Below are 14619 nucleotides of genomic sequence, written 5' to 3' on the forward strand. Positions count from 1 at the left end.
TGAAAATCGAAAGGAGAAAAAATTTATGGCAATGAGTAAAATCGAAAGAATTGAAAAGGAAATCCAAAAGACCCGTGAGAAAATCACGGAGTATCAGAACAAGCTGCGCGGACTGGAAGCACAGAAAACCGAAGCGGAAAACCTTGAAATCGTGCAGCTTGTACGCGCTATGCGTCTGACCCCGCAGGAGCTTACCGCTATGCTTTCCGGCAACGGTATTCCGGGCATTGCCCCTATGCCCACAGACTATGACGAACAGGAGGACAATGCAGATGAAGAATAAAATCCTTGCAAGCATTACCGCACTTTGCGCCGCCCTTGTCCTTGTGGGCGGCTTTTCCGTTACTGCCTACGCGCAGACCCCGACAGAGGAAACCGACGACAGCGGCGTAATCGTGGAAACCGAACCGCAGCCCCTTACCCCGGAGGGCAACATGACCCTTGTGGACGACATCGACGGGGACGCTGCCGAGGATAAGCAGTTTATCGTCGTGAAAAGCAAAGGCGGCAACTATTTTTACATTATCGTTGACCGGGCAGCCGAGGGCGAAAATTCCGTCCACTTCCTAAATCAAGTAGACGAAAGCGACCTTATGGCGATTATCGGGGAGGAACAGACCGAGCAGCCCCCGGCTGTCTGCAACTGTACCGAGAAATGCAAGGCGGGCGAAGTAAACACCGCCTGCCCCGTCTGCTCCGCAGCCATGAATAACTGCACAGGCAAGGAAGCCGAGCCGGAAGCACCCGCAGAGCCGGAGAAACCCAAAAACAGCATGGGCGGGCTTCTCATTTTCCTTGTTGTGGGACTTCTTGGCGGCGGCGCAGCCCTCTACTACGTTAAGTTTATGAAACCGAAGCAGAGCGTAAAAGGCGGCACCGACCTTGACGAATTTGATTTTGACGAATACGACGAGGACGAGCCGGAGGAAGAAGCTGACAGCGCAGATACCGAACAGGAGGACGAGGAAGCATGAAACTTGTGATTTGTGAGAAGCCCAGCGTCGGGGCGGCGGTTGCCGCCGCCCTTGGCGTTACGGGCAGAAAAGACGGATATATCGAGGGAAACGGCTACCTCATTTCTTGGTGTATCGGGCATTTGGTACAGCTTTCCGAAGCTGCCGCCTATGGGGAACAGTACAAGAAATGGAGCTATGACAGCTTACCCATTCTGCCGCAGGAATGGCAGTACACCGTAGCTGCCGACAAGGGAAAACAATTCAAAATCTTAAAAGACCTCATGCACCGCGCCGACGTTTCGGAAGTCGTGAACGCCTGCGACGCAGGACGCGAGGGCGAGTTGATTTTCCGATTTGTCTATCATCAAGCGGGCTGCAAGAAGCCCTTTACCCGTCTTTGGATTTCCTCAATGGAAAACGAAGCAATCCGAAGTGGCTTTGACAATCTGAAGGACGGGCGGGAATACGACGCCCTCTACCATTCCGCACTATGCAGGGCAAAGGCTGACTGGCTTATCGGCATTAACGCGACCCGCCTTTTCTCCTGCCTGTATGGAAAGACCTTGAACGTGGGGCGTGTGCAGACCCCGACCCTCAAAATGCTTGTAGACCGGGACGCTGCGATTACAGGCTTTCAGAAAGAAACCTACTACCATGTGCGCCTTACTCTCCCCGGCGCAGAAGCGGCAAGCGCGAAGATCTGCGCCGCTGATGAAGCAAGCAGACTGAAAGCAGCCTGCGAAGCGTCGGCGGCTGTCTGTACTTCCCTTGTGAAAGAAAAGAAAACCATTGCCCCGCCGAAGCTCTTTGACCTTACCAGTTTACAGCGGGAAGCAAACCGTATTTACGGGTACACCGCGAAGCAGACCCTTGACCTGGCGCAAGCCCTCTATGAAAAGAAGCTCTTGACCTATCCGAGAACGGACAGCGCATTTCTGACCGACGACATGGGAGAAACAGCGACGGGCATTATCAAGGTGCTTTGTGAGAAACTTTCCTTTATGGAGGGCGCGGATTTTTCGCCGGAGATTGCAAAGGTGCTGAACAGTAAAAAGGTATCAGACCACCACGCAAGACCCTGCTATTTGACAAGGCGATTGAGTATGCGAGAATACCCGAAGTGAAGCATACGGCGAACAAGTGGCAGGACGAGGACAACGACCGCCACACCATCAGCAACCGGGTATATAAAATGAGCTACCATGTGTATGAAAATACCCGCTACGACAAGGCAGCACAGAAATCTATCCCGTATTCCTATACGCTGTCTTGGAACATCTACACCAACAGCCCCCACGGGTACGGACAGGCGAAAATCGCCGGACAGGACAGAAAGGTATTTGCTGACCGGGCGGCTATGGAAAAATATCTGAATGGGCGTATCAAGGCGTATGAAAAACTTTTTACGGAAATCTCCCCGGCTATCCCGCCGGAATACGCGGAACAGTTTAGGGTAAACGGGCAGCTCTTACCGGGCTACACCGTAGAGGGCGAGGAAATCAAGCAGCCCGCCGCCGACATTCCCGCCGCTGCACCGAGAACCGAGCCGGGACAGGAAACGGAACAATTTGCAATCCTGATTGACAGCCGCACCCGCTTTGAAACGGGAGAACCGGGCGGCTACTGGCTTTCCATGCCCGCCACAAAGAAAGAACTTCACAAAGCTATGCAAAGCGTAGGCATTACCACTGACAATCCGCAGGATTTTTTCATTCACGGCTACTCTGACCGGGAGGACAGGCACATTGCCCTGCCTTATGACATGGTATGCGCGGCACAGGTGGACGAGCTGAATTTTCTTGCGGCACGACTGGAAACCCTTGACGCTGCCGGTATTGCCGCGCTGAACGCAGCCACGCAGCGAAAGAACGGTTTTGAGAATATCGGGCAGCTCATTGACTTTACCTATAACGAGGACTTTTTCGTGCATATCCCCGAAGTACATAATCCCCGCGAATTGGGCGATTATTACCTTAACAAATCCGGCATGGTGCAAATGCCCGCTGAATGGAAAAACAGCATTGACCCTATCGCCTTTGGACGAAACGCCGCCGCGCAGGAAAAAGGCAGCTTTACGGAATACGGCTATCTTGTGGAAAGCGGCGACGCATGGGAGAAACACTTTGAGGGGCGCGATGTGCCGGAGGAATACCGCATTATGAGCTATCCGCAGCCGACCGTCGAACGGGACGCAGCCCCGGCAGTACAGACAGCAGCTATTCCCGAAGCGCAGCCGCAGGAGCCGCGCCCGGTTATCCCTATCGTGCTGACGAGCGAGAAGCCCGCCGAAAAGCTCAAAGAGATTACCGACCGTTTGGAGCAAGGCATTACGGAACTGTTTGACAGCGAGCGTTACAAGGAATATCTGCGCGTCATGTCAAAGTTTCATAATTACAGCTTTAACAATACGCTGCTGATCGCCATGCAAAAGCCCGACGCTTCCCTTATCGCCGGATTTTCCGCATGGAAAAATAACTTTGGACGAAACGTGATGAAAGGACAAAAGGGTATCAAAATCCTTGCCCCGTCGCCGTTCAAGATTAAAAAAGAAATGGAGAAAATCGACCCGCAGACGGGAAAAGCCTTTATCGGCAAGGACGGAAAGCCCGTAACCGAGGAAAAGGAAATCACGATACCCGCCTTTAAGGTGGTATCTGTCTTTGACGTATCGCAGACCGAGGGCAGGGAAATCCCCAATATTGCCGTAAATATGCTGACCGGGGACGTGGAGCATTACAAGGACGTTTTCGCTGCCCTTGAAAAGACTTCTCCTGTTCCTGTCGGCTTTGAAAAAATCGAGGGCGGCGCACATGGTTACTACCACTTGGAGGACAAGCGCATTGCACTTGATGAGGGCATGAGCGAGCTGCAAACCTTAAAAACCCTTATCCATGAAATCGCCCATGCGAAGCTGCACGACATTGACCTTAACGCCCCGTTGGAGGACTTGGAGAACAGACCCGACCGCCGCACCCGTGAAGTACAGGCAGAAAGTATCGCCTATACCGTGTGCCAGCATTACGGGCTTGATACTTCTGACTATTCCTTTGGGTACGTTGCCGGGTGGAGTGCCGGACGGGAGCTTGCCGAACTGAAAAGCTCTCTTGAAACAATCCGCAGCACCGCAGCGGAAATCATCAACAGCATTGATGAACATATCGCAGAGCTGCAAAAGGCACAGGAACAGGAGCAGACTTCCGAGGTACAGGAAATCGGGCAAGACGCACCACCGCAGGAGCAGCCGGAAATCCCCGTACCCGACGCCTCTATCAGCATAAAAGAAATGCAGGACTACGGCTATTCTTGGGACGGTATGTTTCCGCTGCAACAGGAAGCCGCCGAGCATTTGTTTACACAGGACGGTATCGAGGTTTTCCGTATCTATGAGGACGGCACCGAGGGAGCCGTTACCAGTCTGACCGATTTACAGGAACACGCAGAAAAAGGCGGCTTGTTCGGTGTAGAAAAGGAAACTTGGGAAGCCCTGCATGAATACAACGCCATGAAGCAGCAGCTACGGGAAAGTGAGCCGACAAAGGAAGCTCTTTTACTCTATGGCAAAGAGGACAGCTACGGGATTTATCAGTTAGCCCGCGGCGACGCCACAAGGGACTTGCACTTTGAGCCTTACGACCGCCTGCAGGCGGCGGGACACACCGTAGAGAGAGCAAACTATGAGCTTATCTATACCGCGCCCCTTGCACCGGGAACTTCCCTTGAAGATATTTATACCCGTTTCAATATCGACCACCCGAAAGATTTTAAGGGACACAGCCTTTCCGTTTCCGATATTGTGGTGCTTCATCAGAATGGCGGGAACACCGCCCACTATGTAGACAGTATCGGTTTTCAGAACGTGCCGGAGTTTTTACAGGAGAAACAGCCGCAGCTTATCCCCGACGAGCATTTGACCGGGGAACAGATTAAAACGCCGCGCGGCAGTTTTTATGTATCGGATATGAGTGTTGAACAGATGAAAGAAGCCGGGTATGGACTTCATCATCAATCCGACGACGGGAAATATCTGATTATGGGAAACGGTACGCGGGCGTTTGCCGTTGCCGCCGAGCAGCCGGAAAAAGCTAACCCGTTAAAACATATCGAGGACACTATCGAGCAGAACGACAATAACTTTGACGGTATCATCAACAACACGCCGCAGACGCCGACCGTGGACGCTCTGGAGCAGAAAGCAAAGGCGGGCGAGGTTATTTCTCTTACTGACCTTGCCGAAGCGATTAAGACCGACCGTGAAAACGGCAGGGGCAAGAAAGCCGCAGCGAAAGAAAAGCCCTCTATCCGGGCGCAGCTCAAAGCGGATAAGGAACGGACGGGAAAGAAGAAACCCACGAAGCAAAAATCGCAGGATTTGGAAAGGAGCTGACCTATGAATAAGTTTGAAGATGTGGACGTTATCGCTTCCCTTGAAGCGATTATGAAACAAAATACCGCTTTTTATCAGAATGATTTTGACCTTGATAGAAACATTTTACAGAAAGCGGCGGCAAGCCCCACAGCCGAGGACAGGCGGCTTTTATGGTTTTCCCGTCCGTCCGGGACGAGCTGCTTCCGGGAGCGCGACGTTTTTCTAAAAGGCACAAGACAGCATAACACATGGCGGTTTTACGGGGAACAGACGCGCGATAAAGTCCTTGCCTATGCGGTGGAGCTGACCGGGATTGTAAACGGAAAAATCAAAGGCAATCTCTATGAGCTTGACTATCCGCAGCATTTCCGGCACGTTAAGGAACAGGCATTACCCGTAGATAATTACACGCTGCTCTATGAGCACGGAGAACGGGTGCAGCCCGCCGGACAGTATCTTGACGGCAATCCCGACCCGCAGCTTGGGAAGTTTGAACGCTTTGAAGCGCAGCCTAATGACCCGGAAGCATTGCATTTTCTCATGCGGGAGGAAAAGCGCAGCTATGACCGCTTAAAGCCGGGGGATTTCAAGGCGCATATTACCGTATTGCATGACAGCCGGATTGAAGCCGAAGCACAGCGCATTTTAGCGGAAATGAAGCGGCAGGACAGCCCTAACAGCCCCAACAAAACACATTTCATGGTGGAGCTTTCGCCTTACTTTATGCAGTTAGCTTCTACAAAGGACACCGACCGTCTGTTTGCTATGCTGCCATACAAAACACTTTCTTTTTCTAAGATTGAGGGCAGACATGGCACTTTTGCATTTTTAGATAAAAGCGAGGACAGAAGCCGGAATATCCGAAAAGCGCGCCCCTCTGTCCGGGCGCAGCTTACCGCAGACAAGAAAACAGCCGCCCCGAAAAAGGCAGCGGCAAAAAGAAAAAATCACGATTTGGAGGTATGAGCATGAATAGATTTACTGTTGAGGAAACAAACCTTTTGAGCATTTACCATGAGGGAAGCAAGGCGCAGCTTATAGAGAACATGACCGCTGCGCTGCCTTACATGGACGCGGGATTACGGGAGCTTGCAAAGCGCACCCTTTTCAAAGTAGGCGCGCTGACCGAAGCCGAGTACAGGGAGCTTGCCGTTTATCCTGCTGATGAAGTATGACCGGGATTAAGCGGCTGTCGTCGCGACAAAGCCGCAAGGTAAACACCCTTGTGAAAAAGGAGTGCTGCAACTGCGAGAATGGCAACTGTATTTTACTGGACGACGGGGACACTTGCGTATGCCCGCAGCTCATTTCCTATTCCCTGCTCTGTAAGTGGTTTCGGATTGCCGTACTTCCTCTTGATAAGCTGCTCTATGCGGAACTCTATCAGACCGAGGACAGAAAGAAATGTACCGTGTGTGGCACGTTCTTTGCGTCCACCTCTAACAGCGTCAAATACTGCCCGGACTGTCGGAAGCGGATTACCCGCAGACAGGCAGCCGAGCGCATGAGAAAAAAGCGTACTCTTGTTACGCAGTAGGGGCGAAAAAAGCCTTTGATTGCAGGGCTTTTCGGACACAAAAACAAAGAGGTAAAGGATTGATACCTTTACCCCTAAAATCGCGGTTCTACTGCGTAACATTTCAAAAGCTGCACCTATGAGAAAACGGGCGCGGTGGCCAACATATCGGCTGCCGCGTCCGTTCTTTTTTTGCGCTCATTTATCCGCGCTCTGCTTCTTTTTCCCGTTCAGGCTGACGTTCCACTTTCAAAATACTGTCGATATTCTTCTTGATAACGTCGTATTCCTTGACCTGCTTTTTCAGCTTCCCATAGTCGGCATACAGGGCTTCTTTCTGCTCTTGAAGTGCTGCGTACTCTGCTTGCAGGGCGGCAAGGCTTGGTAGCTTGGTTATCCCCGCCGCCTTAATTGCCTTTGCCGCTGCTTCATAGAGAATAATATCGCTCTCATGGGCTGTCCGGTATTTCTCCTTATCTTTTGCCTTGCGGTAGGCAGCATAGGCGGGCTTGGTCTTTTGATAGGTATTGATATTCTTGATAAGCAGCGTCATATCGGTAAGCCGCTTTTCAACCTCTTTCAAGCTGTCCGCTGCCTGTTCGCTTGCTTTGGCAACTTCCGTGATTTTCGCGGTCAATTCTGCGTACTGTTCAATCTTATGTTCTGTCAAGAAATTCATGGTTTTCGCTGCCTGTTTCAGATTATGGATTTTTGCCCATTGCTCATAGCCCCGGCTTTCCTGCACCTTGATACTGTTCTGAATATCAATGAGCAGACTAACGCCGCCGCGATCTGCGCGGGGAGCTTTCGCAGCGCGGGCGCGTTTGCCGCTTATCCGTTCTCTGATAGCTTCCTCTGTATAATCTGCGCCGAGGGTTTTTAAGCGGGTAAACCGTTCCTGTCCGGGAGCGCGGCAGGATATATATTTTCCCTGCTTTATCTCATAGCCCGCCGCCTGCAATTTGGATAGCAATTCTTCAAAACTTGATACTTGGGGAATGAGCGCGTCCACGGCAATTTTCAGCTTGCCTTTCCAACTGGTACCTGTTTTCTCTGCCTGGTACTCTGCATAGCTTTTTCCCTTGCTGCCCCGGTTCGGAAGGACAACTGATAAGCCATGTTCCCGGCACAGCTTATCGCTCATGTTCCGTATACCGTAATAGCTGCGCTTGTTGGAATTGTACTTGTGGTGGTCTACGAAATTGACCGCGCAGAAAATAATGTGGTTATGGATATGCCCCTTGTCAATGTGAGTAGTCAAAACATATTCGTGCTGACCTTTGGTTACTGCGTCGGCAAGCTGCCGCCCTATTTCATGGGCGGTCTGATAGTCTACCTCTCCCGGCTCAAAGGCTTGTATCAAGTGGTGGGCTAAATTGCTGCCCTTATCCAACGCCTGCGACAGGGTAAAGGCAAACTCAATGTCTGCCGTTTCATAGGAGCAGCCAAAGGAGGACACAAGCATTTTCCCGTCCGTTTTCTCCGGGTTTTGGATATAGTCAAGGGCTTTGTTTAGCGTTCCCTTAATAGGCTTAATCTTTGTAACCGCCATATTTCCGCAAGCACCCCCTTTATTTCCTCTATGTCCTCTTGGTAGACGCTGCCCGTACTGTTCACACGCTTTGCAATCTGATTGACGTTGACACCGATTTTCTGTATCTCCGCTGTCATTGCTTTTATGTCGGTATGGTCTACTTGCACGATATACCCGTCAATGGCAATCTTGCGAAGATACGCCGCCATATTCCGGGTGGGTATCAGCTTCATTTTTTCAAGAATTAAATCCCGTTCTGCTTCCGTTACTCTGAATTTGATTTGCACCGTCCTTTTTCGTCCGTCCATGCTTTGACGCTCCTTTCCATTCCGAGGGTTTGGGACACTTCCCAACAAGCAATTTTGCCGACGTTGCCGCAGAGCAGGGCGGGCAAAATACGGAAGTGGGTACCCGCTTCCTATGCTTGCTAAGAAAGTTTTTTATCTTTTATACCCTTATTTCCCTCTACGGAGAAAAAGCCATTTTGCCGAACTTATACAAAAGAAAAACGTTGTAATCTTAAAAAGATTACAACGCTTCCTAAAATCCATATTCAATTTTAACGGACGTTCTCATTTGTCCTCTTTTTCGACTTCCTTAATTTCTTTCGCCGTTGCGGTTACAATCCGTATTCCCTTATCGCTCATAGTATCAAGCAATGTATCGAGCTGCCGACGTTGCGTGTTTTTTGTGTCCGGCTTCTCTAAAAGAAACTGGTCTACGGATATATCATAACGGAGCATAAGCTCAAAAAAGATTTGCAGACTTGGGTGTTGCCCTTTGTTCTCAATATTCGCAAGGTAGCGAGGAGAAATAAACATTTCGTCGCTTACTTTCTTGCGGCTCTCTTTTCTCTCTGTCCGCGCTGCTTTTATCGCTTCTCCAAAAGCCTTGAAGTCATATTTTTCTACTGGTCTTTTTGCCATAATTATTCACCCAGTTACATTGTACTGTTCCTCTTTTCTCTTGGATATGTCTACATAATTCATATCAGTAGCTTAAATAATTCATAGTTAAGCACTTGCTATTATTCGTCTGTCCGATTATAATTATACTGATTATGTATGAGGAAAGGACTGGTAAATCATGGAATATATGTCTTGCCCCGAAGCAGCCGAAAAGTGGGGTATATCTGAAAGGCGGGTACAGATACTTTGTAGCCAAAACCGCATACCGGGCGTTTCAAAACTGGGGTATATGTGGCTGATACCTACGAACGCTGAAAAGCCGATTGACGGTAGAACAAAGCAAGGAAAGGAACGAGATAAAAAATGAAACAGTTATTTCTATTAGAAGATGATATGAGCTTAATCAGCGGTCTTTCCTTTGCCGTAAAAAAACAAGGATATGAAATAGATGTTGCCCGTACCACACTGGAAGCTGATACTTTATGGGAAAATGGTAAATATGATTTGGCAATTTTAGATGTATCGCTTCCCGATGGTTCTGGCTTTGATTTCTGCAAAAAGATACGCAGTACCTCAAAAGTACCTATCATGTTTCTTACTGCCGCAGATGAAGAAACAGATATTATTATGGGGCTTGATATAGGCGGTGACGATTATATTACAAAACCTTTCAAATTAGCAATATTCCTGTCAAGGCTTAATGCACTGCTCCGCAGGAGTGAAAATTTTAATACCGAAGTTACAGAATTGACCTCCAACGATATAAGCATAAGGCTTTTGAAAGGCGAGGTCTATAAACAGGGAAAGTTACTTGAACTGACAGCAAGCGAGTATAAATTGTTATGTTTCTTTATGGAAAATCCCGACCAGGTACTTTCCGCAGAACAGATTTTGGGGAAACTATGGGATTGTAATGAAAATTATATAGATAATAATTCCCTTACCGTATATATCCGCAGGCTCCGTACAAAAATTGAGGACAATCCGGGAGAACCGAAGCGTATTGTTACGGTTCGCGGCATGGGCTATAAATGGAATACAGTAGATTGAGGTGTATGATGAAAATATTGGCAAACCGAAAAATTAAATTTCTTTTTTGCAGTATCTTGTCCTGTATCTTGGTTTTTGTACTGATTTCAACCGTGTTAGTGAACCTTGATGTTAGAAATACGGTGTATTACATCATATTTTGCAGCGTATGTATGGGAGCTGCAATCCTGTTATTCTGCTACGGATATTTTAAGGAACAACATAAAATAATGGAAAATGCTATATCGCAGATTACAGAATATATTTCCGGGAACAAAGAAGTTACCATTGAATGTAACGATGAAGGCGAGCTATACAGACTGTTCCATGAAGTTAATTCTTTAGTTGCAATCTTGAACGCCCATGCTGAAAACGAAAAGAGCGCAAAGAAATTTTTGCGAAATACCATATCGGATATTTCACATCAGCTAAAGACACCGCTTGCTGCTCTCAATATTTACAATGGTATTATACAGGGCGAAGCAAAGGAACTGCCGACCATACAAGAATTTAGCCAGCTTTCCGAGCAGGAGCTTGACCGTATAGAAACACTGGTACAAAGTCTTTTGAAAATCACAAAGCTGGATGCGGGTACGATTATATTGGAAAAATCTTTAGAAAATGTATCTGAGCTTGCAAAGAACATAAAAAAGCATTTCCTGTTTCGTGCCGAACAGGAGGGAAAAGAAATCTGTTTATCCGGCAATGAAGAAATTAAACTTTTATGTGACCGAAACTGGATTATCGAAGCTATCAGCAACCTTGTAAAGAACGCTCTTGACCACACAGAAAAAGGCGGACTTATCCGTATTGAGTGGCGGGCGTTCACTTCTATTGTTCAGATAAGCGTAAAAGATAACGGAAGCGGCATACACCCGGATGACTTATACCATATTTTTAAGCGGTTTTATCGTAGCCGTTTTTCTAAAGACACACAGGGTATAGGGCTTGGCTTGTCACTCACAAAAGCGATTGTAGAAGCCCATAACGGAACGATTGAAGTTGATAGCACAGTGGGAATGGGAACCTCTTTCACAATAAATTTTCTTAACCCTACAAAATTGTAGGCTGATTGTAATATTGATGTAGGGTTTCTCTGTTATATTGGGGCTATCAAAACAGAAAGAGGTGTTTACACATGAACTTATTGGAAGTCAACAATATTTGTAAAACTTACGGAAGCGGCGAAACCGCCGTACACGCTTTGAAAAAGGTCAGTTTTTCCGTTCCAAAGGGCGAGTATGTGGCTATCGTCGGAGAATCCGGCTCTGGAAAAAGTACGCTGCTTAACATGATAGGCGCACTTGATACGCCTACGTCCGGTAAAGTCGTAATTGGCGGCAAAGAAATTTTTTCCATGAATGACAACAGGCTTACAGTCTTTCGCCGTAGAAATATCGGGTTTATTTTTCAGGCGTTTAATCTTATTCCCGAACTGACCGTTGAGCAAAATATCATTTTTCCGGTGCTGCTTGATTATCAGAAACCGGACAGAAAATACTTGGAAGAACTGCTTACGGTTCTTAATCTGAAAGAACGGCGCAATCATTTACCGAGCCAGTTATCCGGCGGTCAGCAACAGCGTGTGGCAATCGGACGCGCCCTTATCACACGCCCGTCGTTAATCCTTGCAGACGAGCCAACGGGCAATCTTGACACACAGAACAGTAGCGAAGTCATAGCCTTGTTGAAAGAAGCGTCAAGGAAATATGAGCAGACCATTATTATGATTACTCATAACAGGAGTATTGCACAGAGCGCAGATCGGATATTGCAGGTATCAGACGGTGTGCTGACCGATTTGGGGAGGTGCCGCGAATGAAAAGCTATTTAAGCCTTGTGCCTATTTCTGCAAAGGTACATAAGCGTCAAAGTCGTATGACACGCATTTGCATTATCCTTGCGGTATTTCTCGTAACCTCTATTTTTTCTATGGTAGAAATGTGGACAAAAGCGGAAACCACAGCTATGCGCCACAATCACGGAGACTGGCATATAGCTCTGCAAAATATACAGGATAATGAAGCGGAGCAAATCAGAAAAGACAATGATGTAGCATTTTCTTCTTGGTACGACAGTATAAACGCAAACGCAGAACAAGATTATTATATAGGCGGCAAAAATGCTGTTATTTATGGTATCGAAGAAGCATACTCAACCAATATTATGAATTATCCAACCGAGGGCAATTATCCGCAGAATGAAAAAGAAGTGGTACTGAGTGCTGATGCAAAAGAACTTTTCGGAGTTAAAGTTGGGGACAGCATTACCTTAAATACTCATGCAGGGGATTTGGGATATACCATTACTGGATTTTATCAAGATGATTCTGAATTTAACAGTATGGTAAACGGAATTTGCGTATATGTGAACCGGGATACTTTTAATCATATCCGCAGTTTGAACGGAGAAACATCTGCTTCTCAATTCTACATTCGTTTTCAAAATGAAAACAGATTGAAAAAAACGATTGCTGATTTCAAGCTGAAATACAATTTAACTGACGAAAATGTAAAAGAAAATATGGCTGTTTTAAGTATGTTGGGAGCCAGCAGTAACGACAGTATAAATCAGCTATACCCATTAGCGGCAATCTGCTTTGTCATTATACTAATTTCGGGTGTGTTTATGATTTCAAGCTGCATGAATAGTACTGTGGCACAACGGACGAAATTTTTTGGTATGATGAGGTGTATCGGTGCAAGTAAAAAACAAATCATACATTTTGTAAGGCTTGAAGCATTGAATTGGTGTAAAACGGCAATTCCGATTGGTTGTATACTGGGAACAATAACCTGTTGGATATTATGTGCGATATTAAGATTTCTCGTAAAGGGAGAATGGGCAGATATGCCGCTTTTTTCCGTAAGTGTGACGGGTATTCTTTGCGGAGCTGTCGTTGGTATTGTTACAGTATTTATCGCAGCTCATTCCCCTGCAAAACAGGCAGCAAAGGTCTCGCCGGTAGCCGCAGTATCGGGAAACACAGGAACATCAAAGCATGGAGGTTGTGCAGCAAAGTCAGGCGTTTTCAAGATAGAAACTTCTTTAGGTATTCATCACGCAACCGAGGCAAAGAAAAATTTATTCCTTATTACAGGCTCATTTGCGCTTACGATTGCTCTTTTTCTATCGTTTGCCGCCTGCCTTGACCTTGTGCATAAGCTACTTCCGTCTGTAAGCGATTTTACACCGGATATAGTCATAAGTAGCGAAGATGAAACAAATTCCGTAGACAGAAATCTTGCGGAAGATATTTCAGAAATCCCCGGAGTAAAATCCGTTTTCGGTACAAAACTTCATGTAGCATATCCTGTTGAAATTAACGGCAATGCAGGAACAGTTGATTTGTTTTCCTATGACGAGTCCATGCTTGACAGCTTTAAGAAGTCAGTTATGAGTGGAGATTTATCAAAAGTCTATGGTAATTCTGGCTATGCACTGGCGATTTATAATCAAGATAATCGGTTAAATGTTGGCGACAAAATAAAAATCGGAGATACAGAAATTGAAATTGCGTGTATCGCTTCCGAGGGAGTAGGTAGTGTCAGCGGTGCTGCAACAATGGTCTGTTCAGAAGAAACCTATACACAGCTTACAGGAGAACAGGACTATGCCTTAGTAAGTGTCGTATTGGAAAAAAATATATCCGAAACAGAAGTAAGCAAAATCCGCATCTTATCAAGTGATTATGTGTTCGCAGACAACCGGGCAGAAAACAGTGATGTCAATGGTTCCTATTGGGTATTCCGGCTTGCAGCATACGGTTTTCTTGCAATTATTTCATTCATCACGATATTAAACATTATGAACAGTATTTCCATGAGTGTGTCCGCAAGAATAAAACAATACGGAGCAATGCGAGCAGTTGGTATGGGAAATCGGCAAATTACAAAAATGATAACGGCTGAAGCAATCACTTACGCTGCCTGTGGTACAATTATTGGATTTGTTTTAGGTCTGTTGCTTCACTATCTGATTTATGTAAAGATAATTGTTACGCACTTCGGAGGAACATGGAAAGTCCCTGTTGTTCCAATGGAAATCATAGTCCTTTTGGTTCTTGTTTCGTGTATTTTGGCTGTATATGCCCCGGCAAAGCGTATAAGAAACATGGCAATAACAGCAACCATAAATGAGTTATAAAATAGAAATATAATATCTGCCGCACGACGGCAAAAGAAAAAAAGCCGTCGTAAAGCAGACACATTTTCACGCGCCTATTCTATCGCGGCGGCTTTGATTTTTCAGAGCCGCCGTTTCTTTTCGTCTATCCCAAACCTACGACGACCCAAACACCGTGAACTGAC

General features: G+C 46.9%; 13 protein-coding genes and 1 pseudogene. 11 read left to right on the forward strand and 3 right to left on the reverse strand.

Annotated features, from left to right (window positions below; all coding sequences use genetic code 11):
* Window positions 1-25 precede the first annotated feature (25 nt).
* From ACESZP_RS11170 to ACESZP_RS11200, 7 genes and pseudogenes are all read left to right on the forward strand, one after another.
* Complete coding sequence (locus ACESZP_RS11170; protein ID WP_118592089.1) at window positions 26-283, forward strand: DUF4315 family protein; 258 nt, start codon at window positions 26-28, stop codon at window positions 281-283.
* On the forward strand, window positions 273-974 hold the full coding sequence (locus ACESZP_RS11175) for a DUF4366 domain-containing protein (protein WP_170158610.1): 702 nt from the start codon (window positions 273-275) through the stop codon (window positions 972-974). The genes ACESZP_RS11170 and ACESZP_RS11175 overlap by 11 nt, the downstream gene beginning before the upstream one ends.
* Window positions 971-2029 (forward strand): annotated as a pseudogene (locus ACESZP_RS11180) (DNA topoisomerase); the annotation flags it as partial. The gene ACESZP_RS11175 and the pseudogene ACESZP_RS11180, both read left to right, overlap by 4 nt.
* The gene (locus ACESZP_RS11185; RefSeq protein ID WP_499709106.1) at window positions 2014-5340 is read left to right on the forward strand and encodes a YodL domain-containing protein; all 3327 of its coding nucleotides are present in this window, start codon (window positions 2014-2016) and stop codon (window positions 5338-5340) included. The pseudogene ACESZP_RS11180 and the gene ACESZP_RS11185, both read left to right, overlap by 16 nt.
* A gap of 3 nt (window positions 5341-5343) precedes the next feature.
* Window positions 5344-6288 carry a hypothetical protein gene (locus ACESZP_RS11190; RefSeq protein ID WP_118592093.1) on the forward strand — a complete coding sequence of 315 codons (945 nt, stop codon included), beginning with the start codon at window positions 5344-5346 and terminating at the stop codon, window positions 6286-6288.
* The gene (locus tag ACESZP_RS11195; RefSeq protein WP_118592094.1) at window positions 6285-6497 is read left to right on the forward strand and encodes a transposon-transfer assisting family protein; all 213 of its coding nucleotides are present in this window, start codon (window positions 6285-6287) and stop codon (window positions 6495-6497) included. The genes ACESZP_RS11190 and ACESZP_RS11195 overlap by 4 nt, the downstream gene beginning before the upstream one ends.
* On the forward strand, window positions 6494-6859 hold the full coding sequence (locus ACESZP_RS11200) for a cysteine-rich VLP domain-containing protein (RefSeq protein ID WP_118592095.1): 366 nt from the start codon (window positions 6494-6496) through the stop codon (window positions 6857-6859). Before ACESZP_RS11195 ends, ACESZP_RS11200 begins: the two co-directional genes overlap by 4 nt.
* Before the next feature lie 181 nt (window positions 6860-7040).
* On the opposite strand, the gene ACESZP_RS11205 is transcribed toward ACESZP_RS11200, so the two are convergent.
* The 3 genes from ACESZP_RS11205 to ACESZP_RS11215 all read right to left on the reverse strand — a co-directional run bounded on the left by ACESZP_RS11205 (window position 7041) and on the right by ACESZP_RS11215 (window position 9298).
* On the reverse strand, window positions 7041-8390 hold the full coding sequence (locus ACESZP_RS11205; protein WP_118592096.1) for a relaxase/mobilization nuclease domain-containing protein: 1350 nt from the start codon (window positions 8388-8390) through the stop codon (window positions 7041-7043).
* Window positions 8351-8680, reverse strand: a complete 330-nt coding sequence (locus ACESZP_RS11210; RefSeq protein WP_118592097.1) for a plasmid mobilization protein — start codon at window positions 8678-8680, stop codon at window positions 8351-8353. Before ACESZP_RS11210 ends, ACESZP_RS11205 begins: the two co-directional genes overlap by 40 nt.
* A gap of 264 nt (window positions 8681-8944) precedes the next feature.
* Window positions 8945-9298, reverse strand: a complete 354-nt coding sequence (locus ACESZP_RS11215) for a helix-turn-helix transcriptional regulator (RefSeq protein WP_118592098.1) — start codon at window positions 9296-9298, stop codon at window positions 8945-8947.
* Between the two features lie 345 nt (window positions 9299-9643).
* Between ACESZP_RS11215 and ACESZP_RS11220 the strand changes: the two genes are divergently transcribed.
* The 4 genes from ACESZP_RS11220 to ACESZP_RS11235 all read left to right on the forward strand — a co-directional run bounded on the left by ACESZP_RS11220 (window position 9644) and on the right by ACESZP_RS11235 (window position 14455).
* Window positions 9644-10330, forward strand: a complete 687-nt coding sequence (locus ACESZP_RS11220) for a response regulator transcription factor (RefSeq protein ID WP_118742914.1) — start codon at window positions 9644-9646, stop codon at window positions 10328-10330.
* Window positions 10331-10338: 8 nt separating this feature from the next.
* The gene (locus tag ACESZP_RS11225; protein WP_118592101.1) at window positions 10339-11376 is read left to right on the forward strand and encodes a sensor histidine kinase; all 1038 of its coding nucleotides are present in this window, start codon (window positions 10339-10341) and stop codon (window positions 11374-11376) included.
* Between the two features lie 71 nt (window positions 11377-11447).
* Window positions 11448-12131, forward strand: a complete 684-nt coding sequence (locus ACESZP_RS11230; protein WP_118592102.1) for an ABC transporter ATP-binding protein — start codon at window positions 11448-11450, stop codon at window positions 12129-12131.
* The gene (locus tag ACESZP_RS11235; protein WP_499709052.1) at window positions 12128-14455 is read left to right on the forward strand and encodes an ABC transporter permease; all 2328 of its coding nucleotides are present in this window, start codon (window positions 12128-12130) and stop codon (window positions 14453-14455) included. Before ACESZP_RS11230 ends, ACESZP_RS11235 begins: the two co-directional genes overlap by 4 nt.
* Window positions 14456-14619 lie beyond the last annotated feature (164 nt).

It is taken from the genome of Candidatus Dorea massiliensis AP6 (assembly GCF_964245105.1).
Taxonomy (GTDB): domain Bacteria; phylum Bacillota; class Clostridia; order Lachnospirales; family Lachnospiraceae; genus Laedolimicola; species Laedolimicola intestinihominis.

What these genes read in the sequence shown, in the direction of transcription:
- ACESZP_RS11210 (WP_118592097.1), bottom strand. Translation starts at nt 8,680, where the DNA reads ATGGACGGACGAAAAAGGACGGTGCAAATCAAATTCAGAGTAACGGAA.
- ACESZP_RS11175 (WP_170158610.1), top strand. Translation starts at nt 273, where the DNA reads ATGAAGAATAAAATCCTTGCAAGCATTACCGCACTTTGCGCCGCCCTT.
- ACESZP_RS11200 (WP_118592095.1), top strand. Translation starts at nt 6,494, where the DNA reads ATGACCGGGATTAAGCGGCTGTCGTCGCGACAAAGCCGCAAGGTAAAC.
- ACESZP_RS11195 (WP_118592094.1), top strand. Translation starts at nt 6,285, where the DNA reads ATGAGCATGAATAGATTTACTGTTGAGGAAACAAACCTTTTGAGCATT.
- ACESZP_RS11215 (WP_118592098.1), bottom strand. Translation starts at nt 9,298, where the DNA reads ATGGCAAAAAGACCAGTAGAAAAATATGACTTCAAGGCTTTTGGAGAA.
- ACESZP_RS11225 (WP_118592101.1), top strand. Translation starts at nt 10,339, where the DNA reads ATGAAAATATTGGCAAACCGAAAAATTAAATTTCTTTTTTGCAGTATC.
- ACESZP_RS11170 (WP_118592089.1), top strand. Translation starts at nt 26, where the DNA reads ATGGCAATGAGTAAAATCGAAAGAATTGAAAAGGAAATCCAAAAGACC.
- ACESZP_RS11230 (WP_118592102.1), top strand. Translation starts at nt 11,448, where the DNA reads ATGAACTTATTGGAAGTCAACAATATTTGTAAAACTTACGGAAGCGGC.
- ACESZP_RS11205 (WP_118592096.1), bottom strand. Translation starts at nt 8,390, where the DNA reads ATGGCGGTTACAAAGATTAAGCCTATTAAGGGAACGCTAAACAAAGCC.
- ACESZP_RS11235 (WP_499709052.1), top strand. Translation starts at nt 12,128, where the DNA reads ATGAAAAGCTATTTAAGCCTTGTGCCTATTTCTGCAAAGGTACATAAG.
- ACESZP_RS11220 (WP_118742914.1), top strand. Translation starts at nt 9,644, where the DNA reads ATGAAACAGTTATTTCTATTAGAAGATGATATGAGCTTAATCAGCGGT.
- ACESZP_RS11190 (WP_118592093.1), top strand. Translation starts at nt 5,344, where the DNA reads ATGAATAAGTTTGAAGATGTGGACGTTATCGCTTCCCTTGAAGCGATT.